Below are 24,360 nucleotides of genomic sequence, written 5' to 3'. Positions count from 1 at the left end.
TTCATAGTTCTTTGATAATTACCGGTTGGTCATGTACCAAAACACACAAACACTCATTGTCTGTGGCAACAAGATACTCCGTGTGGCCTGACGCTAACGTAACAATATTGCCAAACTCTGTTTCTTGTTGCGACCAACCTTCTTGTGTGATTGTTTGAACATATTTCTCTGTGCAATTGCTTGGAAACGGATATCTGAGCATATCGCCTTCATCCAGGTATCGAAAGCCACGAACACCTTTAAACGTTAAGTGAACCATGCCTTTTACCGATTGGTCATTGGCATAAGTCCTAAGTGCAACTGTAAGCATCCATTGATCGAAGTTTACTGATGCCATTTCAATGTGCGAAATGCCTTCTCCGATTGCAGTGATATCTTCCATATAATTCACCTAACGAGCCTGTAGAAAAACCCTTTTAGTTCTCCACGCGCTTCCATTTAATCCGTTAATTTTATTAACCCGCATTCTAACCAATTTTCTTTTACATGATCTCTTATTGTGTGAGCTGATTTTGGCTGTTTCGACTAAATAGGCCCTTTTATGCGGCCAACTCTTTAAAGGTGCCAGAATGTTCTTTTGAGGCGTCAGAGGCCATTTTGCATCCATCAATGGCGAACAACTCTTTGCCAAGTAATCCTTGTTGATCGCAAACCAGAAGCACTTGTTCAAACAACGCAGCCACTTCCTCCACGTGGCTACTTACAAAGTTAGCAATGGTAGTGAAGTGAGGTACGCTGTCACACGACAAGGCTTTAAAAATGATGTTGGTTTCACAACACCACTGGATTTCTCAGCTTGAAGTGATGCCTTTGGAATAGGCAAACAAAGTGGTCTTTTCTTGATATAACTTATTTAACTTCACCAATATACAGCAGGTTTATACTTTCATGTGTTGTCCAAATATCGCAGGTATTATTGCCATATACTGTTACCTTTTGATTCGCTAATTTTGCCGAAATTGCTAACGACAAAATTCCTTTTTCTCCTTCATTTGAAACATCAAGAACCATTCTATTTCCAGAATCAGTTCCAGTAGCACAGGAGGCTTTGTTCGAGATGCTTTCATTAAAATAAATACTACAGCTTTGCTTTCCTAGATATTTTCCGCTACACCCCATAAATTTAATTGTGCAATTTATACATTCACCGGAAAATACATGTGTACTCAATATCATCAATATAACTAAAGTCAGTTTCTTCATTCTTTCTCCATATACGAGTTATAACGCCTCAAACACTGGCTTGGTGAAGTTGGCGATTTTTTGGGAACAAAAAGGGTGGCAGCTTTCCCAAGTCCGGGTGCTTTGACTTGATACTAATGATGACCTCCCAAGGGTTTTCGGGCTTGATAGTTAAACTACCATCCAAGGTATAGCCTGCTTTTGCGCACATACCTTAGAAGGCCACCATTATGAAATTCTATACTAAACAACGTAAACGAGCCATAAACCCCATCTAATACACTGTTTCCTTATTGATTATTCTGTCCTCTTTATTTAACTGAGGAAACTTGAATGACTAACCTACATATTCCGGATCAAACCGGACACCCAGTCCGGCGTTACTATCTTAAGCGCTTTATGGTAAAGAATTGATTTGAACTACAACACCGGGAAATCTCCGCTCAGGCATTCTGACAATGCAGCTATTAGATTCATGGCTATATACTTCAATCTCTTCTTTCTTCATCGATCTCGACTACTCATAACAGCGAATTATGGCTCATATTTCAAGAATCTCTTCAATGCCAGGAGAAAGATAAATTTCCCTTTTAGCTTCAATTTTTTCAAGAGCCTGATGGCTTTTTAGACCGTGCTTAATCATAAAATAGCGAGCCAGAATACAAACTGACCTAGACCTACCAGCATGACAGTGGACAAGAATTTTGTCTCCGGAAGAAACCACATCATCAATGAAGTCAACACAGTCGTTGAACACCCGCCTATCATTTCCTGCAGCATCCACCAGGGGGATGACCTCTACATCAAATCGGGTCTCATCAATGCTACAGCAGTTTTCGATAAGACAAAGCACGGCATCTACGTCACCTTCCTGCAGATTTTTTGCGTCTACGAAGTTGCCCAAAGCAATTGAATCAGTAATCCAGTCCATCAAGATCTCTCAGTTTGCGAAGCGCCATAACGTTTTGGTAAATGGCGAGTCTAGCGAGGAAGTCTTTTTCCCGAGCGTATTTCACCAATTTGTTATCAGTTTGATAGCACATAGAACGCCAAAGCTATAAATATGATTGAAATGAAACTTATGGCCAATTTATTTAAAGCATTATTTATTGATTTGTTCATTTGCTCTTTTGCCTTTGCCTCACTTAAATCCATTTCGGTTTCTGACAATGGATTACTAACCATATGCTTATGATTAATTAAATAAGCAACTGCATCATTAAATTACTCAGATATTACAACCCATACTTCTACTTTTATTGCACCTGTAGCATGTCCACCTAACTGATTGGAGTTTGTGTTAGATATATGGGTTAGAACACCTTTTTGCCTAAGCTTCTCTGCCAAGGCTTCGGCATCTGATATAGATGTAAACTCTTTCAATAACTTCATACCAGAGACTCATAACGTTTTGGTAAACGGCGAGCGTAGCGAGTCCAGCGAGGGATTTCTTTCCCTAGCGTGTTTAACAACCAACTGGTTATACGCCATATGCCCTTTCCGAATCATTCAGAGCTTTTTCACAAGACTTAAAATATTTGTCTGTTAGAGAACGCAGATGGTTGATGGCAGGACCAGGCTCGGCTTTTATGTCATTGAGTTTCAGATCAAGTTTAGATTCTAGTAATTTTAATGCGTCTGTCTTATCTCTATCTTCACTCAGTTGAACAAGAACTCGAGCCAACGCTTTCTCAGCTTGATAGCTAGAATAAGCAGCGAATTGTTTTTTTTCAGCCACTTTAGCCATGGCTCCAACCTCAACGTAAAATGCGGCACATGTCATGTAATCATCTAGCGTGCTCTCAGATATATAATTGGATGAGCTTTTTTCTCCATTTGAGTAAGCGAAATTACTAGAAAACGAAAAAATGAATAGAATTAAAATATTTTTCATAGCAGCATATGCCTTATAGCGCCTGGCGCAACGGCAAGTGGAGCGCAGCGGAACGAGTCCAGCCCACGAAGTGGCCGGTGTGCGCAGCCTGGTTATAGTGTATTAAGAAACTGATCATGGCACTCAGTACACACCCAGTTGTCGTTTTCATGATTGTGATAACCCTGTCCATGTTCTAGGTCTTTAGATTTGTGGAGTTTCCACCAACAGATTTGGCAATGGTCGTGATCCCAGTTTTCTGAATCGGAACTCCAGACCTCTATCTTCCAAGCTTTGGTCTTTGCCCATTCTATTGGTTCCTCTACATCTTCCTTTTTCCATTCATCTCCATGAATGGTTACAAACTTTGTTTCCATGATTTAAGAACCATAACAGCAAAATTATCCAACATGGTGTCGCCGATCATTTCTTCCAATTTTGCGTCTCATTCTCTAATGCATTTACCCATAAAACAACCGCTTAATACATAGTCAAAAAGACTCCGCCCCAAAGTGCGTCTTCAGTATGTAATCAGCACGTTCCCAATATGCGTCCAAAACATCAAACTGCGATTAATTTTCAGCACCTGATAAACCCACTACACCCAAAAAGCGACTCATGTCGGATATTTTTCGTATTTACGGCAACTCTAGAGATCTTACACTGGTTAAAAAACACTCTAACCCAAGAAAGATAATTCTCCAGACATCCGGTACCAACACTACGTAACAACATCCCATTTACCCAACTTACAGGCCATACTTTTCTTGCAGTATTCGAAAGACCAATTGAGAAAGGTTTCATCAGCGCCAATGTTACCAGCCAAAGGGTTCCAAGGGCTTTCGGCTCAATGGGGTAACGGTTTATAGCGCCAGCGAAAACGGTTTTAAAGTTACTTTTTGATTCGATAAAAACCGGGTGTTTTACCCGTCCATTTTTTAAAGGCATGATGGAAGTTGGCCGTATCGGAGAACCCCAGGGTTTCAGCTATCTGATCATTTGAAAAATCATGGTCGTTCAATAAGTCCAGTACCAATTGCAAGCGCACTTTGTTCATCAGCGCACTGTAGGTAATGCCGACGCCATTCAACTTGCGTCGCAACGTACGACCGCTCACCCCCATGGCATGAGCCACCATCGCAGGGTCTGGGTAATCGCCCGGTGAGCCTTGTAAGATGTCGTCGATATCATCCACCAATCCTTTGCCGCTTTGCCATTCCTGATCTAACGATTGCAGGTCTTCAATGATTTTCTCTAACGATGGTTTTGGCAGAATCACAGGCAACTCAGCAAAGCTTAAATCCAAATCCCACTCATCAAACTTGGCCTGATCCACAACCTCGCATTGAAATATCGAGCGATACACCTGTACATCATGTTCAGACAGCTTTTGAGCAAATCGTACAGACCGAACAGGCACTCTCGTACCAGAAAGTTCCTGACCAACAGCAATCAGCCCTGCCACTGTCAGCTCGAATAAAAAACGCTGGATGTTTTCAGGCAAATCAGCCACGTTTACCAGTCGATTGGTTAGTCTGGTTTCACCAACAATGTTAGTTATGTCCGTAAAACTGCCCAACAAATTGTAATAGCTATTCGTAAGCGACAGCGCATCCCCGAGATTATTCGAGTAGCCTAAACAAGTGCCGATCATTCCTAACTGATCAAGCCGATAAGTTTGGGCGATTCTGCACCCTAAACCGGGTTGATCAAATCGATCCAAAACCAGCCGCAATGCTTCTAGCGCAAGGTGCGCATCCATGAATGGGTGTTCCAGATCGGATTCAGCAAGACCCAGCGCACTCAATAACTCAGCACAAAAATCGCCATGCCCGCATTGATTCAGATAAGATAAAATGGCTTTCAGTTCGAACGTCGGGTATTTCTGGTCTCCCAGTGTGGCAACGTGTTTGATTTCTATTTTCTTGATGGCTGTTGTCTGCACTTCATTCATAGCGTTTTTATTATTGTTGCTATCGGCTTTTTATTAAACCATCGCAAATATGCTTTAGAACAATGTTCAATGTGGCCAAAACCGGGGAAATCAGCACCAAACCAACGAATTTTTCAAAATGTCACGACTGATAATCACTTTTTGAATCTCGCTGGTGCCTTCATAAATGCTGGTAACCCGCACATCTCTGACTAAACGCTCAATGGACGCTTCTTTCATGTAACCCAAACCGCCCAATAATTGCTGGGCCGTATAACAGGCTTTATTCGCTTTCTCAGTCGCAAACAGCTTCGCCATCGAGGCTTGAGTACCAAACGGTTCGCCCTTCTCTTTCAGGTACGCAGCCTGCATCAACAGCAATCTGGCAGCCTCCAGTTCCGTTGCTCGCTCAGCCAACATCCACTGTATGCCCTGAAAGTCGGCAATGGCCTGACCAAACTGTTCGCGCTGCTTGATATGCTCTGTCGCCAAAGACAAGGCTTTCTGCCCCAAGCCCAACGCAAGTGAACCTATGCCTATCCGGCCTCCTGCCAATTCAGACACCGCAATTTTAAACCCTTGATTTAACTCTCCGAGAACGGCGGATTCCTCCACCACACAATCAGTAAAAACCACTTCATTGGTGGCCGAAGCCAGCTGTCCTGATTTTTGTTCTTCTTTACTGATGCTTACCCCAGGGTTTTCTGCATCCACTAAAAAGCAACTGATCCCCTTGCCTTTGCTCGCGCCTGGGTCGGTCACCGCCCAAACCACAAAAACACCGGCATACGCCGCACTTGTGATGTAGAGCTTGGTGCCGTTAATCACCCACCGGCCATTTTGTTTCACCGCTTTGGTGCTCATATTCGCGGGGTCCGAGCCAGCCCCTGTTTCCGTTAAGCAAAAAGCCGCAGCAGAAAACTCGCCACTGCAAATTTTAGGTAAGTAGGTATGTTTTTGCGTCTCTGTGCCGATGCTTTGAATTACCTCAGCAACCATATTATTAACAGACACAGTGACAGCCGTAGAAGCGCAACCTCTGGCTAGTTCCGTCACAGCAAGACTGAACGCCACCACTCCGGCTTCGGTGCCACCATAAGTTTGATGGATGTTTAGCCCCATAAAACCGAGTTCTGCCAAATGTTTTAGATGACTGAGAAACAGCGGACGCTGGGATTTATCTTCAACCTGGCCAGCCACGGGCCATAACTCGCTTTCAGCAAACTTTTTACCCGTTTGCTGAATCATAGTCTGAATGTCGTTGAGCTCTAAATTCATAAGAAAAAACCACTTTGATATGTATAACAAATACGCTATCAAAGCAGGTTTTGCCAGATAATGGCCGGATTGCGCAGTTTAAGTAGGATTTAAGCGCGAAAATGACGTGATGACAGCAAACTATAAAAGACTACGAAGATTTCACGGCCAGACTCAAGGCATTACGTGCCAGCTCGTCCAAGTCCATTTTTCCATCTTGTTCGTACCAGTTGACCGTCCAGCTTAACGCACCAGTCAACAGCCGACGTAAAATGAACGGATCAATGACCACTAAATTCGCTTCTTTTGCTTCCTTCAAGGCATCCATCCATAACGTTTCATAGATATCCCTAAGACCAAGGATGTGCTGCTGACTGTCCTCATTGAGGCTGCGCCACTCAAACACCAATACCGTCATTGCGGCACCTGTATCGCCTAAAATAGAGGCCAACTCGCATTTGATCAACGCCAGAACTTTGTCTTCCGGAGTCAAAGCTTGGGCCAAAGCGGCACGCATGGTTTCGGTATTCAGGAGAATCGCTTCCTCCATCACCGCACGTAAAATGCGCTCTTTGTTTTTAAAGTGATGAAACAAACTGCCGGAGAGAATTCCAACTTCCGCCGCAAGGTCACGAACCGTCGTTCTTTCGTAGCCTTTATCGCGAAATAAACGCGCTGCGGCTTGAATCAAACGACCTTTGGCACTGCTCGGATCAGTGATAATACCTTCAGAAACTAACTTCTTTAACACGTACTTCTCTCCTTTTGATCGGGCAAATTATGCCTGAATGAGAACCGTTGGTCATTACATTTACGATAGCCCAATACACGGGAACTTATGCATTTCAGCTCAACCAGCAGGCATTGAATAAATTTAGCACAACGTATTTACAAACCAAGCGCTTGCTTGGTAAAGTAACCCAAACAGTAAAAAAGCTCAACGCGTGGAACACCAACATGGAAAATTCAAACACGGTTCGCATTGGTTGCGCTTCTGCTTTCTGGGGCGATACCGGAGCAGCAGCACAACAACTCGTTCATCAAGGCAATCTCAATTATTTAGTCTTTGATTATTTAGCTGAAGTGACCATGTCTATTTTGGCCGGTGCTCAGATGAAAAACCCGGAACTGGGCTACGCCACCGATTTTGTAGAAACGCTTAAACCCCTGTTGCCAGCTCTGGCCAAAAACAACATTAAGGTCATCAGCAACGCAGGAGGCGTAAACCCATCCGCTTGTGTTGCTGCCATTGAAGCAGCCGTCAAAGAGGCAGGGTTAGATTTAACCGTCGCGTTGGTTGCTGGTGATAACCTGGTCTCTCAACAAAGCGCTTTTAGAGAGCAAAACATTCAGGAAATGTTTTCTGGTGAAGACTTTCCCGATCGCTGTCTGAGCATCAATGCCTATTTGGGAGCCACACCCGTTCAAGCGGCATTAGCTCAACAGGCAGACATCGTAATTACCGGCCGAGTGGTAGACAGCGCAGTGGTCTTAGGCCCCTTGATGCATGAATTTAACTGGCCGGAAAGCAACTACGACTTACTGGCGCAAGGCAGTTTGGCGGGCCATATCATTGAATGCGGCTGCCAATGTACCGGTGGAAACTTCACCGACTGGGAAAGCGTACCGGGCTACGAAAACATGGGATTCCCTATTATTGAGTGCTCGGCGGACGGCAGTTTCATTGTTTCCAAACCAGACAATACCGGCGGTTTAATCAATCAATTCACCGTTGGCGAGCAGTTACTTTATGAAATCGGCGATCCAAAGCACTACCTTCTGCCGGATGTGAACTGCGACTTCAGCCAGGTTTCTTTGGAAGAAATCGGAGACAACCAAGTCAAAGTCAGCGGTGCAAAAGGGCGTGCTCCGACCAGACAATACAAAGTTGCCGCCACACACATGACCGGCCAACGTTGTACGGTTAGCTTTTTAATGGCAGGCATTGATGCCGCCAAAAAAGCGGATCGAGTAGCCAATGCCATCATGGCACGAGTGTCAGGCATCTATAAAAAACTGGGTTGGTCTGATTTTGACGACTACAGCATCGAAATTTTAGGCACTGAAGCCACCTATGGGCAGCCTGCAACGAAAAGTGACGCCAGAGAAGTGGTGGTTAAAATCGCTGCCCGTCACCAGGATAAAAAAGCCCTCGGCTTATTTGCAAGAGAGATAGCACCAGCAGCAACCTCTATGGCCCCAGGCATTACCGGCCTGGTCGGAGGAAGACCTAAGGTAAGCCCTGTCATCCAGTTATTTTCATTCTTAATTGATAAAGACCAAGTCACACAGATCATCTCCGTCAAAGGCGAACAACAATCACTCGTTGTGAACGTTCCGGGTTCAAGTCAGACTCAAGACCCAAACCTTTCTGAAAATGCCCCCTCGCCTCAGGCTGAACTACAGACGGCTGAACTACAGACCGCCACTTCCAACGAAGAAGAAGTCCCTCTTATCCGATTGGCCGTAGCCCGCAGTGGTGATAAAGGTGACAGCTGCAACATTGGCGTGATGGCCAGAAGTCCCGAGTTCTTACCCTACATCCAAGCAGCACTGACCGAAGAGAACGTCCGGAGTTTCATGGCGCATGTGTTATCGGAACAAAGCCAAGTGCTTCGCTATCCACTGCCCGGTTTGCATGCCTTTAACTTTTTACTGACCTTTGCTTTAGGCGGGGGTGGCATTGCCAGCTTGCGCGTCGATCCTCAAGGCAAAGCACTGGCTCAACAACTGCTGGAAATGCCTGTGATGATCCCAAAAAGTATGACAGCTAATCTTAAAGGAGTGGCTTAAATGAGTGTCATAGACAGCCAAATTCAACCTCAATCTGAGCTGTTCTCAGAAAATCATTCAGCACTGCTGGAATGCATTCAAGGTTTGAGAGCCATAGAAAAATCGGTATTGGATACCGCAGAAAAATCCCGTGCCAAATTCGAGAAAAAAGGCAAATTGCTGCCCCGCGAACGCCTGAATCTGCTGCTCGATCAAGATTCACCTTTCATCGAGCTGTGCGGTCTGGCCGGATACAAGATGCACGACGACAAAGACGGCACCACCGCAGGCGGCGGCTTAATCAGCGGCATCGGTTTTGTTTCCGGCGTTCGCTGCATGATTCAGGTAAATAACAGCGCTATTAAAGGCGGAACCATCTCGCCAGCCGGTCTGGACAAAACGTTACGACTGCAGCAAATTGCGCTCGAAAATAAATTACCGATCATTACTCTGGCCGAATCTGGCGGAGCCAATCTGAACTACGCTACGGATGTCTTTGTGCCCGGAGCCAGAGCATTTGCCAACCAATCTCGCCTATCCGCAGCGGGCATACCGCAAATAACAGTTGTTCATGGCAATGCTACGGCTGGCGGTGCTTATCAGCCCGGCTTGTCCGACTATGTCATTGCAGTTCGCAATCAGGCCAAAATGTTCTTAGCCGGGCCACCTTTGCTCAAGGCAGCGACCGGTGAAATCGCCACCGACGAAGCACTTGGTGGTGCCGAACTCCATGCGTTCGAAGCCGGAACAGCCGATTACTTAGCCGAGAATGATGCCGACGGAATTCGTATAGCACGGGAAGTCATTGCCAGCCTGCCATGGAATGAAAATGTTACAACATCATCCACAGAACACGATGCAGATGAACCGCTGTACAGCATTGATGAGTTGCTTGGCGTAATTTCGGCGGACCCGAAAAAGCCCTATGACGTTCGGGAAATCATTGCCCGCTTAGTGGATGGTTCTGAATTTCAAGAGTTTAAACCTCAGTTTGATCAACAAACCCTTTGCGGCTTTGTCCGCTTTGGCGGTATGGCCTGTGCTGTCATCGGCAATAACGGGCCAATCACTCCGCAAGGCGCCAACAAAGCGGCACAATTCATTCAGCTTTGCGACCAAAGCAACACCCCGCTGTTATTTTTACATAACACCACCGGCTTCATGGTGGGCACAGATGCAGAAAAGAACGGCATCATCAAACACGGTTCAAAAATGTTGCAAGCCGTGGCGAATGCCCGAGTCCCCAAGATTTCAATTTTAGTGGGTGGCTCTTACGGCGCAGGCAATTACGCCATGTGCGGCCGGGGCCTCGATCCGAGATTCATCTTCGCCTGGCCAAACAGTAAAACCGCCGTTATGGGCGGTGCCCAGGCAGGCAAAGTACTTCGTATCGTCACAGAGGCAAAGCAAAGAGCGATGGGCATGGAACCGGACGAAAAGACCTTGGATATGATCGAACAAACCACAGCCCAAAAACTGGAGGCAGGATCAACCGCACTCTTCGGCACCGCCCGGCTTTGGGATGACGGTCTGATCGACCCAAGAGATACTCGTCGTCTGATGATCGAGCTCTTAGACATATGTAAACAAGCAGATAACAAACCTTTGAATAGCAACCAATTTGGCGTAGCTCGTTTCTAACGGCTTAATTAAGGAGACAAATCATGAGATTCACTCAAGAACATAAAGAACTGAAACGCACCGTTAGAAACTTTGTAGAAAACGAAATCAACCCGAACGTAGACGAGTGGGAAAAAGCAGGCATTTTCCCGGCCAAGGAAGTCTTTAAAAAAATGGGAGACTTGGGGTTATTAGGGATCAGCAAGCCAGAACAGTTTGGCGGAATGGGCCTGGATTACAGCTATGAAATGGTCGCCGCAGAAGAATTTGGCGGTATTGATTGCGGCGGCGTGCCTATGGCCATTGGTGTTCAAACCAACATGGCAACCCCTGCGTTGGCTCGATTCGGCAGCGATGAATTACGAGATGAATTCCTGAAACCGGCAATTGCCGGGGACATGGTCTCGTGCATCGCCGTCAGCGAAACCGGCGCAGGCTCCGACGTTGCCGGTTTGAAAACTCACGCTAAACAAGATGGTGATGATTACATCATCAACGGCAGTAAAATGTGGATCACCAATTCCACCCAGGCCGACTTCGCCTGCGTACTGGCCAACACCAGTGAAGGTAAACCGCACCAGAACAAATCCATGATTGTCGTACCACTCAACCTGCCCGGCGTATCTTTTTCAGAAAAGCTGAATAAATTGGGCATGCGCTCTTCCGACACAGCCCAGATTTTCTTTGATAACGTTCGGGTTCCACAGCGCAACCGGATTGGGGGCGAAGGCATGGGCTTTATGATGCAAATGCTTCAGTTCCAGGAAGAACGTTTATACGTTGCAGCCATGTCACTTAGAAACATGGACAAATGCATTGAGAAAACCATTGAGTACTGCCGCGAACGCGAAACCTTTGGCCAACCATTAATAGACAATCAGGTGATTCATTTCCGACTGGCAGAGCTTCAAACCGAAGTGGAAGCATTACGAGCCCTAACCTACCAAGGGGTTGAAGGCTATATCAACGGTGAAGACGTAACCAAACTGGCATCCATGGCAAAGCTAAAGTCCGGCCGTTTAACCCGTGAAGTTTCGGATGCCTGCCTTCAGTATTGGGGTGGCATGGGCTTTATGTGGGACAACTTTGTCAGCCGCTCATTCCGTGATAACCGTCTGGGTTCCATTGGTGGCGGCGCGGATGAAATCATGCTCGGCATCATTTGTAAGATGATGGGCACCCTTCCCGGCAAAAAGAAATAGGAAGCCAGTCCATGAACACATTTGAAACCTTACTGGTAAACGATCAGTCACCCATACTCGAAGTTACCCTGAACCGGCCGAAACAGGCCAACGCCATGAATCTGAAAATGGTTTATGAGCTGATGGACGTCATGAGTCACGCCGCTGAAAGCGACTATCGCATTCTGCTTCTTAAAGGCTGCGAAGGTAACTTCTGTGCCGGGGGCGACATCAAAGACATGCAGTCAGCCAATAAGCTTGAAACACAAGATGAGAAAGTCACTGCGCTGTCTGAGCTGAATCGCGCCTTTGGCCGCATGATTCAATTAGCGGATAAATTACCCCTGGTAACCGTCTGTGTTTTGGAAGGTGCGGTACTGGGCGGTGGCTTTGGGCTGGCCTGCGTTTCTGATTACGCTGTGTGTGACGAAACGACAGTCTTCGGTCTGCCAGAAACATCGCTGGGCATCCTGCCCGCTCAAATTGCCCCTTTTGTCGTGAAACGCATTGGTCTGACCCAAACTCGTCGACTGGCGCTTATGGGCCAGCGCTTTAAAGGTGAAGAGGCGGTCAGGTTGGGCGTCATTCATCAACAAGTCACCGCCGATCAGGTGAACGAAACGTTAAACCAAGCCATCAAACAAATCCTGAAATGCGGACCAGAGGCCAACAAAGCCACCAAAGCGCTACTTCATACGGTTAATGAATGCAGCTCACTGGACAGTTTAGACACAATACTGGATCAAGCCGCGAATGACTTCGCTGAGGCCGTATTAAATGGTGAAGGCCGCGAAGGCGCAATGGCATTCATGCAAAAGCGCAAGCCGAGTTGGGCCGAAGCCAAGACCCAAGCGGGACAGGAGTCACTCCATGAGCAGTAATATGAGCAGTAACATGAGCAGTCATATGAAGACCCCCGTTAAAAAATTACTGATTGCCAACCGTGGCGAAATTGCTTGTCGGGTTATTCGTACCGCTCGAATGATGGGGATAAACACGGTCGCCGTATACTCTGACGCCGATGCAGACGCACCGCACGTCGAAATGGCAGATCAAGCCGTTCATATCGGCGCAGCCCCCGTTGCTGAAAGCTATTTGTCCATTGAAAAGATCATCAACGCAGCCAAAGCAACCAACTCAGACGCCATTCACCCTGGCTACGGTTTTCTGTCTGAGAATGCTGCATTCACTCAGGCCTGCGACCAGGCTGGCATCCAATTTGTCGGGCCATCTGCAGAAGCCATTGAGTTAATGGGTTCCAAGAGACAATCTAAAATTGCGATGCTCGATTCAGGCGTTCCCTGTATCCCTGGCTACCAAGGCGAAGACCAGTCTGATCAGGCATTAAAATCAGCCGCTCTGGACATTGGTTTGCCGGTCATGCTGAAAGCATCAGCCGGTGGTGGCGGACGCGGAATGCGGTTAGTAAGTCATGCAGATCAGCTCGAAACGGCCATTAAATCAGCCCGTAGCGAAGCCATAAATGCCTTTGGCAGTGGCGAACTCATTATTGAAAAAGCCGTCATCGCACCTCGCCATATTGAAATCCAAATCTTTGCTGACCAATTTGGCAATACGGTGTACCTGGGAGAAAGAGATTGCTCTGTTCAGCGCCGTCACCAAAAGGTGGTGGAAGAAGCCCCTTCTCCAGCCGTATCTCCGGCTTTACGGGAGCGCATGGGACAAGCGGCCGTTAACGCCGCCAAAGCCTGCCAGTATTGTGGTGCAGGAACAGTCGAGTTCCTTCTGGATGCCGATCAGAATTTTTACTTTCTGGAAATGAACACGCGCTTGCAGGTTGAGCATCCGGTTACAGAACTCATTACAGGACAAGATTTGGTCGAGTGGCAACTTAGGGTCGCATCCGGTGAAGCCTTGCCCTTAAAACAAGAAGACATCCAGATCAAGGGTCATGCTATTGAGGTTCGTCTTTATGCAGAAGACCCTGCCAATGATTTTTGCCCTCAAACCGGTGAAATCAGTTTATGGCAACCCGCAGAATTGGTTGATTTTCGAGTGGACGGCGGCATTCAAAGCGGTCAGATTATCAGCCCGTTTTATGACCCCATGTTGGCTAAACTCATTGCTTACGGCAACGATCGCGAACAGGCCCGTCAAAAATTACTTGAGGGGATTGAGCACACTCACTTGGTCGGCGTGACCGACAACCGCTACTTCTTATCTGAGATTTTAAAGACGCCGTCATTCATTCAAGGTGAAGCCACGACGGCCTTCATTGAGCACGACTTTAAAGACAACGCATCAATTCAGATCGCTCCTCCGGGTGAAGATACCCTGGCAATTGCCGCTTATCTACTGGCAGGCCAAACCAGTTGGTCCACCGCTGCTTTGGGGCCTAAGCCGTGTTGGCTCAAGTCAGGAGAGCATGAACAACGCGTTCTCATTAGCCAAAATTTTAGTGAGGCAAGTACAGAACACGGTCAGACAAATCACTCCGTCATGATTGGCGGAGAAGAATTTGCTATCGAAATCCTATCCGAACGACTGGAAGGTAAGCTGGAGTTTGCGCACATCACGCTTAATCAGCAAGATCATAGTGTGTACTTCCTGATTGAACACCAAGGAATATTGAACCCTCGCAAACGCTTGTATCTTGCTCATCATGGACGACATCACTGGTTTGAAGACATCACCTTGCGCCCGGCAAGTCAGTCCGATCAAAATCAGGCGGACAACTTGAAGGCGTCTATGGATGGACTCATCATCGACGTCATGGCCCAGCCAGGCGACACAGTAACCCAGGGCCAACCTCTGGTGATTCTAGAAGCCATGAAAATGGAGCACAGCTTAACCTCACCTCGCGATGGTATCATTCAGTCGATTTCCGTTGAACAAGGCCAACAAGTAAACGCCAGACAAGTATTGATTGAACTTAAGGAACAGGAATCAAAATAATGACAAACCTAAACAATAAAACCATCATCATTACGGGTGCCAGCCGTGGAATTGGTCGCGAAATGGCGCTTAAATTCGCCGAACAAGGCGCTAACTTAGTGATTGCTGCAAAAACATCCGAGCCGAACCCCAAACTGCCCGGCACCATCCACTCCGTTGCCGAAGAAGTCGTTCGTGCAGGTGGGCGAGCCATTGCCGTTCAGGTGGATGTCCGTGATGAAGCCTCTGTTGAACACATGATCCAGGCCGCTGTCGATGAGTTTGGCGGCATTGATGTCATCATCAATAATGCCGGAGCCATCGCACTGGCAGGCGTAGAGTCCACACCACTCAAAAAGTTCGACCTAATGATGCAGGTTAACTTTCGTGCCACTTTCTTGTGTGCCCAAAAAGCGCTGCCCTATCTTAAGAAATCCGAAAACCCACACATTTTAAGCCTGTCACCGCCGATTGATATGGACCCTCGGTGGTTACGCAACCATTCGCCATACACACTGACCAAATATGGCATGTCAATATTAACCATGGGCATGTCCGATGAGTTCAAGCGTTATGGCATCAGTGTTAATGCGTTATGGCCAAGAACCGTTATTGCAACGTCAGCCATTTCATTCGGCGGTCAACAAGCCATCAATGGCGCGAGAACACCAGCCATCATGGCAGATGCGGCCTCCGAGATATTGAATACCGGCAACCGCGAAATTACCGGCCAATTAATCATTGATGAAGAGTTTTTGAGAGAGCGAGGCACCACCGACTTTGATCAATATCGTGCCAACCCCGACAAATTAGACGCGCCTTTGATGCCTGACTTGTTTGTTCAAGACGAAGAAGCCTACGTCACAGGAAAGCAACCGCCATTAAAAGGCCTATAGTGGTATCTGACTCAGCGCTTTTTTAACAAGATACAGGGAATTTGTACTCCATCATAGGCTGACAACCAACCGCCGACCCTAGCGGGCTGTTGATTTTCGTTATCGAGGCAGGCTTAACAAGGCAACACAGATAGAAAATCAACAACCTGCTATGATGTCCACCACAGGAAATTATTATGTCATCCAGTTTAGTGCAGCTTTCTTCGGAAGGAAAAGTCGCCATCATCACCATGAACGATGGCACAGACAACAGCAAAAATTGCCATAACCTGGCCTTTTCTCAACAACTGTTGAGCACATTAACAGAGGTTGAATCGAACCCTGAGTTTAAGTCGTTAATCATCACATCCGACGATGCAAAAAACTGGTCGCAAGGCATCGACGTCCCTTGGTTTTTAGGGTTAATTCAGCAGCAGGATTTCGAGCCCTTACAGACCTTCTTATACACTATGGATAAAGTCTATGAGAAATTGATGAGCTTCCCGATTCCCGCCATCGCAGCGATTAACGGCCACACCTTCGGCAACGGTTGTGTGCTTGCTGCGGCATGTGATTTTCGGATCATGCGTGGCGATAAAGGTTATCTGTGTTTTCCTGAAGTGGATATGGGCATCCCTTTTCTGCCTGGTCTGGTGGATGTTATTACCAAAGCCATTCCTCAGAAAAGCTTTTACCAGATGATACTCACAGGCCAAAAATACACCGCACAAAATGCTAAAGAGTTTGGCGCCATCGAATTTCTATCGGAAGACCGAAATACCTTGAAAGCCGACAGCCTTAGCTTCGCGAAAACCTTCAATAAGAAACGGCCTATTTTTATCGACCATAAACTAAAGATGAATCAACCCATTATTAATACGATGCACGTTAAGAACGCCAAAGCCATTAAAGACAAACAGTTCTTTTTAAGTTGAGGTTATGCTAAGCAACTGAATCTAAAAACATTTCAGCTCAGGAAACTAAGACGCTAAGACGCGATAGAGGATTGACCTTTATCGCCCGCCACTTTCGTTGTAATTCGGTGTACATGCACTTCATCTAAGAAGAAGCCATGGGTTTTCGCTATGCCGGTGCAACACGCCCTCAAGTACTTGAGTTCACCGTAAAACTCCAGTGTTACTTCTCCTGATAACATCATGGAGCCACTGCCATCCGGGTTTGACTCATCCACAATGACAGAAAACTCACCTTTGCTGTCTCGGTAACTTAACATCAGAGCAACAGGCTTGTCCGGAGGACGATTAAACGACAACCATGCAGCCGCATTAAACCGTCGGCGATATTTTTGTTTGTGATTAATACTGACATCAAAACGCTGAGAGGCCTGACCTCTTAATAATTTGAAAAAGCTATTACGAGAGGATTCGTTCAGAGGGTCTTCACATCTGGCGACGTCAAGAAACTCAGACCTGGGAACTTCAAGAAGAAGCACGGTAGACTTAAAGAACTTAGTTGGTACGGGCGCAGGCATACAGCTACAGCCTCCAAGCAAGACATTGCAACCCTCCGCTAGCTACACTTACTTACAATTGGCAACATCCATTAACATTTAATAATTCTAGTTCATATTTACAACGCCTTATTACCAGTCATCATCTTTTTCATGAGATGTATTGTTGCAATAACTATTAAAGAGCCTGCTTAGACCAACCTACAACAAGCTCACTGTGCCTGGCTAATCAAAGGAGTACGATAGTTCACCCGTCATGTTAATGCCCGCCATAGGAATATCTTCAACGATAGATGCCGAAGGAAATGACCACAAACTGGGACTTCTCACTTGCTCATTGAATAAATTACGAACCGTAAATGAGCAATCAACCTTATCCCAGATGTTGAGCCTACGCAGCGTGAAATCAACCGTTGTATAGTCATCCACAGGATCACGGGTATCCCCATCAACCCGCTTTTGTTCTCCAACCCAGTTCGCTTGCGCAGTTAAATGCCACTCCGGCATGAAATTCCAGCGGACTCTTGCGTATAACTGGTGGTTCGGAGCTTCACCCACATCGCTGTCTGTTTCACGATCAATGGATTTCTGATAGGCATAATTTGCATGAATGAGCACAGCCTCAGAGGATTGATAGTTAATTTCATACTCCCCACCATAGGCTTTTCGCTCGCCGGAATTATCAAACATCTGCCTTGGGTCGTCAGGAACGGACACGCCCGAAATAAAGTCATCAATCTCGTAGTAGAACAAATTTAAGGTGTATTGCAGTTGAGGACTGATTTCATGGTTCAGCACCAACTCATAACTGTCAATGGTCTCCGGCTCCAACCCATTATTCCCTAACACCACCGGATTATTTTCTGAATAGAGGTCATTGAAGGAAGGGGCCCGGAACGCCCGGCCGTACAGGAATTTAGAAGTAATGGTGTCGGTGGTTGCCCACACCAACGCCAACCTGGGGTTCGCCGTGCTACCAAAATCCGAATAATGATCGAAGCGCACACCCGTCGTTAACGCCCAGCGAGCGTCCAATTGCCATTCATCCTGGGCAAATACATACCATGAATGGCGCTCTTCTTCACGCATCCAAACCTCAGCCGGGTTACTGCTTACATCCACCACCCCTTCCGCTTTCGGTGAGAAATCCGGGTTAAAGTTTTTAGACTCTGACACATCGTATAAGTCGCCCCAAAAACCCCCTGCACCCAACTGAATCCGATGCAAGCTGAACCCCTGATACACAGACTTCACATCGAGCCTTGCCTGTTCTTCCTTATACCCCGGATTACCAATCAGGCCTTCAGGAAAAGCGCCGCCAAAAGCACCCGGAGGAAACAGCTCAACATTGCTTTCGGGCTTTTGGTTGGCCCGATAATAACTTGCTCTTATTTCCAGCTGGTGATGCTCAACCAAAGCATCCTCAAAATAATGAGTGAAGTCGGTGTTGAAACGTTCGCTGCTGAACTCACCATTTGCGTCCAACGCTTCGGCTACTCCAGGGCCGGTTTCTAAGTCTGACCGTTGTTGAAAGCCTGCCCGCCACACCCACTGATCACTCGACAGCTCGGTTCGAAGGTCTCGCTGCCGGACACCGGAGTTAATCGACTCTGGTGCCAACGAAGCGTTTGTGCCAAAGATGCGGTCAAAATTAGTCTGAGCATCCTGCTCAACAGTCTCGTCCCAGCCATCGGTTCGCTGATATTCAATCACCAAAGACGCATGAATGCCGTTTTCGCTGGTTGTCGCTTCCAACCAACCACCCTTCGTATCAAAAGAACCCACACGAACTCCGGCTTCGTTAGCAATCTCGGTATGGTCTTTGGTTTCAATGTTGATAATGCCTGAGAATGCTTCTGCGCCGTACAACGCCGATCCAGACCCTCGAATCACTTCAATTCGGGAGATCGCTTTGACGGGCATGCCACCCCAGACATTGCTTCTGCTTCCCAAAATCAAACTGGTGAGCGGGACACCATTAATCATCAACAGTGCTTGCTGATTATAAGTACTGGTAACACCACGGAAAACGTACTTCGGGAATAACGCTTGTTCGGAATAATTAATATGGAGACCCGGTACACTCTCCAAAACATGATTAATGTCCGTCGCGCCCATAGCTTCTATGTCATCTTCAGTAAAAACCGTGACGACAGAGGCCGCCTTGTCCAGTGGCGTTTGAGTACCGCTGGCTAAGGTCGTTACCGAAATTTGAGAGAGCTGCTCTAAAGGTATGTCCCAGAAAGGGTTGTCGTCAGACGAGTTTAAGGCGAACACAGCACTGGGTAGAAGTGTTAAGAAATTAGCTAAAACAACTGGATATAAGTGTCTATTTGCAGGCATACAGCTCTAATTATTGTTATCACGACTCATTATTTCTAATACAAATAATAGTCGGCTTAGAGCGTAATTACATAAATAATTGTTTGTCAGAATGTAGAAAAAGTCACACTTGTTCAGAATACGTACAAAACAACCATGCCTAACATCTCAAGTATTTATGTAAGGGACTTTCAGAAGCAATGAGAACAGAGCCTTCCCGGTCAGTTATGCCTCATCGGCAATTTTCTTAATGTGTGCATCCTCAATGGTGAAATCATCAGCCAGATTAAAGCCGGTGCAGGATGCTTTTAAATATTCCAGATCACCGTGATAATTCAATGTGACATTACCCGACAGCATCAAAGAAGAACTTCCGGCTGGCTTCACATCATCCACCACAATTGAAAACTCACCTTTGCTGTCTTTATAGCTCAAAATCAAAGCAATTGGCGCGGTTGGAGGCTGATTAAACGACAACCAAACGGCAGTATTAAAACGTCCCTGCTGTTTTTTTGGTCTTTGCATGGCGGCTTTATTCGCGCCGTTTGTTTTTGGCTTACTTCTTAGAGCTTTCAATAAACGTACTGTTGGGCTTTTCGTCTGCGGTTCCGTACTAACCAGCTTGGTAGTCAAAGGAAATTCGACCAAGGTTCTGGTGGATTTAAACAATTTTGTCGGTACAGGTGCTGCGTTCATAAAAGTCTCTGAATTGATGATTTTCCATCCTGGAAATTCTTCCTAGTGCGGCCATTCTATCCATAAAGACTGCGAAGAATTTTACTCAGGTCACAGTTTTGACTACCCAGTCAGAATTAAGGTCTAAAGTGCACCTAAACATGGCTTAAAGTCACCTAGTGACAATCAGTGTCACATTAAGACAATCGGTAAAACTTGATTTTAGCGAGCTGAAAGGAAGGATATGACAAAAATGGTCAGTTTGGAATTTAGAGAATACTCCGCAAGTTGCTTGCGGAGTTGAGTCTTTTGCTTGTTACGTTTTGACTTGAATGTCTTTTCATGAGCACCACCTTTTTTCATCAGTGGGTCGGTTGCGAAAGGGTTTCGTGGGGTGAGTAATAAAGCGGTTTGTTTCGCCTTTTTTTTCTTAGCCACGTTGGGTTTCTCCTTCTATCAATTTTTAATATCAATGAGGTGACCAGAGCGTTAAGAGACTGCCTACAGTTCCGGGCTTACCTCATCATTGGATTAGCTATCCTTTTCTAAAGGGATTTCGTCCATGGAAATGGATCTTGGTTGGTACGTTTTCATGGATTCAATTAAGTTTTCTAAGGATGCAAATGGAACATCCAGCGAAAACGCATTGATCACCCATTTAGGGCCGTCACCACCGGGCGATACCAAACTGGTATAAACTATCTTTGTCTTGTTTTCTTCGAGAGGGATAAACTCCCAAGCGCCCTGAATGTAGTCCATACGAACGTAATCCTCATTCAGAGGCTTACCCTCTTCTTCACCTACAAACTTTACAATGACAGTGCCATCGTTTTTACGAAACAAGCTTGTGTGGCTGATGGAATCACGGTTTTGGTATGGAAAAGGAAAATCATAAGTGACGTACAAGTGGTAATCATACCATGTATCACGCTTTAGTATTTCAACCTGATCAAAACTTTCCATCCATTGATTAAAGTTTTCTGGCTCCGTATTGAAAGACACCAGCGTTTCAACGCTCACATCAACAACCGTTTCAAACTTCACTGCGTTGTAGCCGAGCGTCTCTGAATACTGCGTATAAGCGGTTATGTCTTCATTTTGCCTGGCGACCTCCCAAGTTCCCGCAGCTGCAAGGTTGGCAGACGTAACTAATCCAGACGTAACTAATCCAGACGTAAATAATCCAGACGTAAATAATAAAGTAACGATCCGACTCTTAAACATATTTCACCTTTTGTTTTTATGCCCAATATTCCTTCAGCAGGCTTCTTATAATTTTGGATGCTAGCACGAGCATGTTTGTGAAAGTGCGCCAATCTAGAGTGCAATTTTTTCATCTTTGTAAGCAATGCTCTCGACCAACAATCATTCATCGTCGCTATGAATTACAATGAAAATTATTAGTATCAAAAAGTAAAATTATGTCTTTACTCTTACTTGAAGCGCCAAAGCTCGATATCTTTGCTAAGAAAAACTGTGATACACAAAATGACAGTTCCACAAAAAAAGAAAGTCACTCGCAGCTTCATACTAAAAAGCATCCTGAAAGCATTATCTGCTGTAAAAACTGCCGCCAAATCATCACAAAGGATGAATTTTCAATGGTTGTGGATGGCTACCATGAACACCTTCAATGCAACCCTCATGGATTTACTTTTGTCTTTCGATGCTTCCGCGAAGTCTGGCATGTAGCTCAAGCAGGCCCTCCATGCCTGAAAGATTCATGGTTTCCGGGGTTCTATTGGACCATAGTGCATTGCAATCAATGCTTCGTACATCTTGGCTGGCAGTTTTCAACAAGCCCGTCTCCAACCAAAGGCGATGTGTTTTGGGGACTGCTCACGGACCGGCTAAGTCACATACGAACCGACCCTTAAACTCGGCAATCAAAAAAGCCAATATTCTTGGCCTAATAAGCCACTGTATTCAAAATGAAAAACCGATAACATCGGGTTAAAACTAACAATAAGACAAGTACCGTCACTATGTTTGAACTGCTTCGTAGATCGTTAAACCTGTCAAACACCTGTTTCCCACTGGAAGAAATAACACATCAGTTGCCGGACGAAGTTGCTCCGGAATCAGTGGGGGTTTCTTCCGCTCAGAGAGATAAAGTCTGGCGCAGCGTAGAACACCTTTACAAAACCGGCACTCAGCCTTCGATTACCGTGTGCATCCGTAAGAAGAATAAAATTATTCTGAACCGCTCTATCGGTCACGCATACGGTAATGGCCCGAAAGACAGCGCCACCACCCCAAAATCACTTGCCTCTGCCGATATGCCCATGTGCCTGTATTCAGCGTCTAAGGCCGTGACGGCAATTCTTATGCATAAGTTGGCAGAACAAGGGGCCGTAAACCTGCTGGACCCAGTCAGTTTCTATTTGCCGGAGTTTCGCCAAAAAGGGAAAGGCGCCATCACACTGCATCACATACTGTCTCATCGTGGTGGCATACCGGGCCTGCCAAAGGACCTTCCGCTGGAAACCATTTATGATGAAGAACATATCTGGAAGCTTCTGTGCGAATCAAAGCCCATCACCGTAGACGGTACTAAACTGGCCTATCACGCCATCACCGGTGGATTTGTGTTTCAACGCATCGTCCAAAAAGTACTTGGCATCAGTATCCAGGAATATTTGGATCAACACATTCGCCAACCGATGGGGATGGAGCATTTCACCTTTGGGTTACCGGAAGGTCAACGCAACCATGTTGCAAGCAATTACGCCACTGCACCCAACGCGCCTTTCCCGCTATCCAGATTAATCAAACGCGCGCTGGGCGCATCGTTTTCTGAAGCAGCAACCCTGTCCAACAACCCTCGCTGGATGGATACCTGTTTACCTGCAGCCAACCTTTACGCAACCGCCGAGGAAGTGACCCGCTTCTACCAAATGTTATTAAACAATGGGGAATGGAACGGCAAACAAATTCTCCAGCCAGAGACGGTTATTCGTGCAACGCAGGTTTATGGCCGCTTCAGTCTTGACCGGACCATGCTCATCCCCATGCGCTACAGCGCTGGTTTAATGCTTGGAGGTGACCCGATCGGCATGTGGGGGCTGAACACCAAAGACGCCTACGGTCACATAGGCCTAATTAATAAGATGTGTTGGGCAGACCCAAACCGGGAAATGTCGACCGCCATCTTAACCAGTGGACTGGCGTTAGTTTCTCACCATGTGCCCTATTTGATGAAGTTAATGCACGAAGTCAACAAGCTTTAACTTAACAAGCAAGGAAGCAACTATGAAAAACGTACGACGCGTTTGGAAAACACCAGGGGCCGGAGCAATAAACCGCTTAACCCTACAGGAAGAAGCACTTACACCGCTGGATCGGGTTTCCGTTCGGGTCGATGTTAAATCTGTTGGCCTGAACTTCGCCGATATTTTTGCATTAACCGGGCTTTACTCTGCAACACCGAAAGGTGCCTTCATTCCCGGTCTGGAGTACGCGGGCGTCGTCACTGACGTCGGCCAAGACATCACAGACTTCAATATCGGTGACAGAGTCATGGGCGTCACCCGCTTTGGCGGATACGTCGATACCATAGATACCACCCCCGATAACCTTCAACCCCTGCCCGATGACTGGAGTTTCGAACAAGGCGCCGCTTATTTAGTTCAAACACTGACCGCATGGTACGCCTTAACTGAACTTGGAAACCTGAAAAAAGGTCAACAAGTTTTGGTGCAAAGCGCAGGTGGCGGCGTTGGTTTACAGGCAATGAAACTGTGCCGGGCGCTGGGCGCAAACCCGGTCGGGTTTGTATCCAGCAGTAAAAAAGTCGATTTTTTAAAATCCATAGGCTTCAACCAGTGTCACGTCCGACAAACACCGTTCGGGAGCCAGTTAAAACAATTGCAGCTTCAGCCAGACTTGGTTTTGGATGCCATTGGAGGTGAAATCCAAACGTCCAGTTATCAAGCACTGAAGCCCATGGGACGTTTAGTGGTGTTTGGTGCCGCTGAATTCACGCCAGGGAAAAACCGCCCCAACTACCTGAAAGCCGCTAAGCAGTATCTTTTCAGACCAAGATACGACGTTATGGATATGATCAGTGAAAACAAATCCGTCATGGCATTCAACCTGATCTGGTTATGGAACGAAATGGCTTTCATGCGTCATTTAGTGGCCGACATGCGCAATATAGAGATTACAGCACCACACGTTGGCCATTCGTTTTCATTTGAAGATGCGCATCAAGCCATCGAATGTTTACGATCCGGGCAAACTCTGGGGAAAGTCGTTCTAACCATAAGCACGGACTTATAGATACGGACTTATAGATACGGACT

Annotated in this window: 25 protein-coding genes and 1 pseudogene; 10 read left to right on the top strand and 16 right to left on the bottom strand. The window is 46.4% G+C overall.

Annotated features, from left to right (window positions below; genetic code table 11):
- Nucleotide 1 precedes the first annotated feature (1 nt).
- From ABD744_RS04830 to ABD744_RS04785, 11 genes and pseudogenes are all read right to left on the bottom strand, one after another.
- Complete coding sequence (locus ABD744_RS04830) at nt 2-382, bottom strand: hypothetical protein (RefSeq protein ID WP_344796012.1); 381 nt, start codon at nt 380-382, stop codon at nt 2-4.
- A gap of 166 nt (nt 383-548) precedes the next feature.
- Nucleotides 549-836, bottom strand: a pseudogene (locus ABD744_RS23160) (transposase); the annotation flags it as partial.
- 13 nt (nt 837-849) lie between these two features.
- Complete coding sequence (locus ABD744_RS04820) at nt 850-1,203, bottom strand: hypothetical protein (RefSeq protein WP_344796008.1); 354 nt, start codon at nt 1,201-1,203, stop codon at nt 850-852.
- Between the two features lie 376 nt (nt 1,204-1,579).
- On the bottom strand, nt 1,580-1,690 hold the full coding sequence (locus tag ABD744_RS23155; protein WP_425562122.1) for a DUF6959 family protein: 111 nt from the start codon (nt 1,688-1,690) through the stop codon (nt 1,580-1,582).
- A 33-nt stretch (nt 1,691-1,723) separates the two neighbouring features.
- Nucleotides 1,724-2,113 (bottom strand): dual specificity protein phosphatase family protein, encoded by a 390-nt coding sequence (locus tag ABD744_RS04815; protein WP_344796006.1) that lies wholly within the window; start codon nt 2,111-2,113, stop codon nt 1,724-1,726.
- A gap of 293 nt (nt 2,114-2,406) precedes the next feature.
- Entirely contained in the window at nt 2,407-2,574 is a 168-nt protein-coding gene (locus tag ABD744_RS04810; RefSeq protein WP_344796004.1) for a hypothetical protein, read from the bottom strand.
- A gap of 88 nt (nt 2,575-2,662) precedes the next feature.
- On the bottom strand, nt 2,663-3,076 hold the full coding sequence (locus tag ABD744_RS04805) for a hypothetical protein (RefSeq protein ID WP_344796002.1): 414 nt from the start codon (nt 3,074-3,076) through the stop codon (nt 2,663-2,665).
- Between the two features lie 13 nt (nt 3,077-3,089).
- Nucleotides 3,090-3,227 (bottom strand): hypothetical protein, encoded by a 138-nt coding sequence (locus ABD744_RS04800; protein WP_344796000.1) that lies wholly within the window; start codon nt 3,225-3,227, stop codon nt 3,090-3,092.
- A gap of 720 nt (nt 3,228-3,947) precedes the next feature.
- Complete coding sequence (locus tag ABD744_RS04795; protein WP_344795998.1) at nt 3,948-5,009, bottom strand: AraC family transcriptional regulator; 1,062 nt, start codon at nt 5,007-5,009, stop codon at nt 3,948-3,950.
- 90 nt (nt 5,010-5,099) lie between these two features.
- The gene (locus tag ABD744_RS04790; RefSeq protein ID WP_344795996.1) at nt 5,100-6,266 is read right to left on the bottom strand and encodes an acyl-CoA dehydrogenase family protein; all 1,167 of its coding nucleotides are present in this window, start codon (nt 6,264-6,266) and stop codon (nt 5,100-5,102) included.
- Nucleotides 6,267-6,396: 130 nt separating this feature from the next.
- Nucleotides 6,397-6,996 (bottom strand): TetR/AcrR family transcriptional regulator, encoded by a 600-nt coding sequence (locus ABD744_RS04785; RefSeq protein WP_344795994.1) that lies wholly within the window; start codon nt 6,994-6,996, stop codon nt 6,397-6,399.
- 47 nt (nt 6,997-7,043) lie between these two features.
- Between ABD744_RS04785 and ABD744_RS04780 the strand changes: the two genes are divergently transcribed.
- The 7 genes from ABD744_RS04780 to ABD744_RS04750 all read left to right on the top strand — a co-directional run bounded on the left by ABD744_RS04780 (nt 7,044) and on the right by ABD744_RS04750 (nt 16,523).
- Entirely contained in the window at nt 7,044-9,038 is a 1,995-nt protein-coding gene (locus tag ABD744_RS04780; protein WP_344795992.1) for an acyclic terpene utilization AtuA family protein, read from the top strand.
- Nucleotides 9,039-10,658, top strand: a complete 1,620-nt coding sequence (locus tag ABD744_RS04775; RefSeq protein WP_344795990.1) for an acyl-CoA carboxylase subunit beta — start codon at nt 9,039-9,041, stop codon at nt 10,656-10,658.
- A 23-nt stretch (nt 10,659-10,681) separates the two neighbouring features.
- Nucleotides 10,682-11,839 carry an acyl-CoA dehydrogenase family protein gene (locus ABD744_RS04770; RefSeq protein ID WP_344795988.1) on the top strand — a complete coding sequence of 386 codons (1,158 nt, stop codon included), beginning with the start codon at nt 10,682-10,684 and terminating at the stop codon, nt 11,837-11,839.
- 11 nt (nt 11,840-11,850) lie between these two features.
- Complete coding sequence (locus ABD744_RS04765; protein WP_344795986.1) at nt 11,851-12,699, top strand: enoyl-CoA hydratase/isomerase family protein; 849 nt, start codon at nt 11,851-11,853, stop codon at nt 12,697-12,699.
- Nucleotides 12,689-14,734: an acetyl/propionyl/methylcrotonyl-CoA carboxylase subunit alpha gene (locus ABD744_RS04760; RefSeq protein ID WP_344795984.1), complete on the top strand. Its 2,046-nt coding sequence runs from the start codon at nt 12,689-12,691 to the stop codon at nt 14,732-14,734. The genes ABD744_RS04765 and ABD744_RS04760 overlap by 11 nt, the downstream gene beginning before the upstream one ends.
- Nucleotides 14,734-15,609, top strand: coding sequence for an SDR family oxidoreductase (locus ABD744_RS04755; protein ID WP_344795982.1), 876 nt, complete (start codon nt 14,734-14,736; stop codon nt 15,607-15,609). Before ABD744_RS04760 ends, ABD744_RS04755 begins: the two co-directional genes overlap by 1 nt.
- A 176-nt stretch (nt 15,610-15,785) precedes the next feature.
- Complete coding sequence (locus tag ABD744_RS04750) at nt 15,786-16,523, top strand: enoyl-CoA hydratase/isomerase family protein (protein ID WP_344795980.1); 738 nt, start codon at nt 15,786-15,788, stop codon at nt 16,521-16,523.
- Between the two features lie 53 nt (nt 16,524-16,576).
- Here ABD744_RS04750 and ABD744_RS04745 read toward each other — a convergent pair whose 3' ends face one another.
- From ABD744_RS04745 to ABD744_RS04725, 5 genes are all read right to left on the bottom strand, one after another.
- On the bottom strand, nt 16,577-17,080 hold the full coding sequence (locus tag ABD744_RS04745) for a hypothetical protein (protein ID WP_344795978.1): 504 nt from the start codon (nt 17,078-17,080) through the stop codon (nt 16,577-16,579).
- A gap of 204 nt (nt 17,081-17,284) precedes the next feature.
- The gene (locus ABD744_RS04740; protein ID WP_344795976.1) at nt 17,285-19,402 is read right to left on the bottom strand and encodes a TonB-dependent receptor plug domain-containing protein; all 2,118 of its coding nucleotides are present in this window, start codon (nt 19,400-19,402) and stop codon (nt 17,285-17,287) included.
- A gap of 204 nt (nt 19,403-19,606) precedes the next feature.
- The gene (locus tag ABD744_RS04735; protein ID WP_344795974.1) at nt 19,607-20,077 is read right to left on the bottom strand and encodes a hypothetical protein; all 471 of its coding nucleotides are present in this window, start codon (nt 20,075-20,077) and stop codon (nt 19,607-19,609) included.
- A gap of 201 nt (nt 20,078-20,278) precedes the next feature.
- A complete protein-coding gene (locus ABD744_RS04730) occupies nt 20,279-20,494 on the bottom strand; it encodes a hypothetical protein (protein ID WP_344795972.1) in 216 nt (71 codons plus the stop codon).
- Nucleotides 20,495-20,587: 93 nt separating this feature from the next.
- Nucleotides 20,588-21,280, bottom strand: coding sequence for an START domain-containing protein (locus ABD744_RS04725; RefSeq protein WP_344795970.1), 693 nt, complete (start codon nt 21,278-21,280; stop codon nt 20,588-20,590).
- Between the two features lie 197 nt (nt 21,281-21,477).
- On the opposite strand from ABD744_RS04725, the gene ABD744_RS04720 reads away from it, so the two are divergent.
- The 3 genes from ABD744_RS04720 (at nt 21,478) to ABD744_RS04710 (ending at nt 24,337) form a co-directional block, all read left to right on the top strand.
- Nucleotides 21,478-21,933, top strand: coding sequence for a cereblon family protein (locus ABD744_RS04720; protein ID WP_344795968.1), 456 nt, complete (start codon nt 21,478-21,480; stop codon nt 21,931-21,933).
- Nucleotides 21,934-22,041: 108 nt separating this feature from the next.
- Nucleotides 22,042-23,286 carry a serine hydrolase domain-containing protein gene (locus ABD744_RS04715; RefSeq protein WP_344795966.1) on the top strand — a complete coding sequence of 415 codons (1,245 nt, stop codon included), beginning with the start codon at nt 22,042-22,044 and terminating at the stop codon, nt 23,284-23,286.
- Between the two features lie 22 nt (nt 23,287-23,308).
- Nucleotides 23,309-24,337, top strand: coding sequence for a zinc-binding dehydrogenase (locus tag ABD744_RS04710; protein WP_344795964.1), 1,029 nt, complete (start codon nt 23,309-23,311; stop codon nt 24,335-24,337).
- Nucleotides 24,338-24,360: the final 23 nt, after the last annotated feature.

It is taken from the genome of Litoribacillus peritrichatus, from assembly GCF_039537985.1.
GTDB classification, from domain to species: domain Bacteria; phylum Pseudomonadota; class Gammaproteobacteria; order Pseudomonadales; family Litoribrevibacteraceae; genus Litoribacillus; species Litoribacillus peritrichatus.
Note: the sequence above shows the minus strand (reverse complement) of the source record. Positions and strands in the feature narration are given on the sequence as shown.

What these genes read in the sequence shown, in the direction of transcription:
- ABD744_RS04820 (WP_344796008.1), bottom strand. Translation starts at nt 1,203, where the DNA reads ATGAAGAAACTGACTTTAGTTATATTGATGATATTGAGTACACATGTA.
- ABD744_RS04815 (WP_344796006.1), bottom strand. Translation starts at nt 2,113, where the DNA reads ATGGACTGGATTACTGATTCAATTGCTTTGGGCAACTTCGTAGACGCA.
- ABD744_RS04795 (WP_344795998.1), bottom strand. Translation starts at nt 5,009, where the DNA reads ATGAATGAAGTGCAGACAACAGCCATCAAGAAAATAGAAATCAAACAC.
- ABD744_RS04760 (WP_344795984.1), top strand. Translation starts at nt 12,689, where the DNA reads ATGAGCAGTAATATGAGCAGTAACATGAGCAGTCATATGAAGACCCCC.
- ABD744_RS23155 (WP_425562122.1), bottom strand. Translation starts at nt 1,690, where the DNA reads ATGAAGAAAGAAGAGATTGAAGTATATAGCCATGAATCTAATAGCTGC.
- ABD744_RS04745 (WP_344795978.1), bottom strand. Translation starts at nt 17,080, where the DNA reads ATGCCTGCGCCCGTACCAACTAAGTTCTTTAAGTCTACCGTGCTTCTT.
- ABD744_RS04750 (WP_344795980.1), top strand. Translation starts at nt 15,786, where the DNA reads ATGTCATCCAGTTTAGTGCAGCTTTCTTCGGAAGGAAAAGTCGCCATC.
- ABD744_RS04770 (WP_344795988.1), top strand. Translation starts at nt 10,682, where the DNA reads ATGAGATTCACTCAAGAACATAAAGAACTGAAACGCACCGTTAGAAAC.
- ABD744_RS04830 (WP_344796012.1), bottom strand. Translation starts at nt 382, where the DNA reads ATGGAAGATATCACTGCAATCGGAGAAGGCATTTCGCACATTGAAATG.
- ABD744_RS04790 (WP_344795996.1), bottom strand. Translation starts at nt 6,266, where the DNA reads ATGAATTTAGAGCTCAACGACATTCAGACTATGATTCAGCAAACGGGT.
- ABD744_RS04810 (WP_344796004.1), bottom strand. Translation starts at nt 2,574, where the DNA reads ATGAAGTTATTGAAAGAGTTTACATCTATATCAGATGCCGAAGCCTTG.
- ABD744_RS04725 (WP_344795970.1), bottom strand. Translation starts at nt 21,280, where the DNA reads ATGTTTAAGAGTCGGATCGTTACTTTATTATTTACGTCTGGATTATTT.
- ABD744_RS04755 (WP_344795982.1), top strand. Translation starts at nt 14,734, where the DNA reads ATGACAAACCTAAACAATAAAACCATCATCATTACGGGTGCCAGCCGT.
- ABD744_RS04710 (WP_344795964.1), top strand. Translation starts at nt 23,309, where the DNA reads ATGAAAAACGTACGACGCGTTTGGAAAACACCAGGGGCCGGAGCAATA.
- ABD744_RS04800 (WP_344796000.1), bottom strand. Translation starts at nt 3,227, where the DNA reads ATGAAAACGACAACTGGGTGTGTACTGAGTGCCATGATCAGTTTCTTA.
- ABD744_RS04805 (WP_344796002.1), bottom strand. Translation starts at nt 3,076, where the DNA reads ATGAAAAATATTTTAATTCTATTCATTTTTTCGTTTTCTAGTAATTTC.
- ABD744_RS04740 (WP_344795976.1), bottom strand. Translation starts at nt 19,402, where the DNA reads ATGCCTGCAAATAGACACTTATATCCAGTTGTTTTAGCTAATTTCTTA.
- ABD744_RS04715 (WP_344795966.1), top strand. Translation starts at nt 22,042, where the DNA reads ATGTTTGAACTGCTTCGTAGATCGTTAAACCTGTCAAACACCTGTTTC.
- ABD744_RS04775 (WP_344795990.1), top strand. Translation starts at nt 9,039, where the DNA reads ATGAGTGTCATAGACAGCCAAATTCAACCTCAATCTGAGCTGTTCTCA.
- ABD744_RS04765 (WP_344795986.1), top strand. Translation starts at nt 11,851, where the DNA reads ATGAACACATTTGAAACCTTACTGGTAAACGATCAGTCACCCATACTC.
- ABD744_RS04720 (WP_344795968.1), top strand. Translation starts at nt 21,478, where the DNA reads ATGTCTTTACTCTTACTTGAAGCGCCAAAGCTCGATATCTTTGCTAAG.
- ABD744_RS04735 (WP_344795974.1), bottom strand. Translation starts at nt 20,077, where the DNA reads ATGAACGCAGCACCTGTACCGACAAAATTGTTTAAATCCACCAGAACC.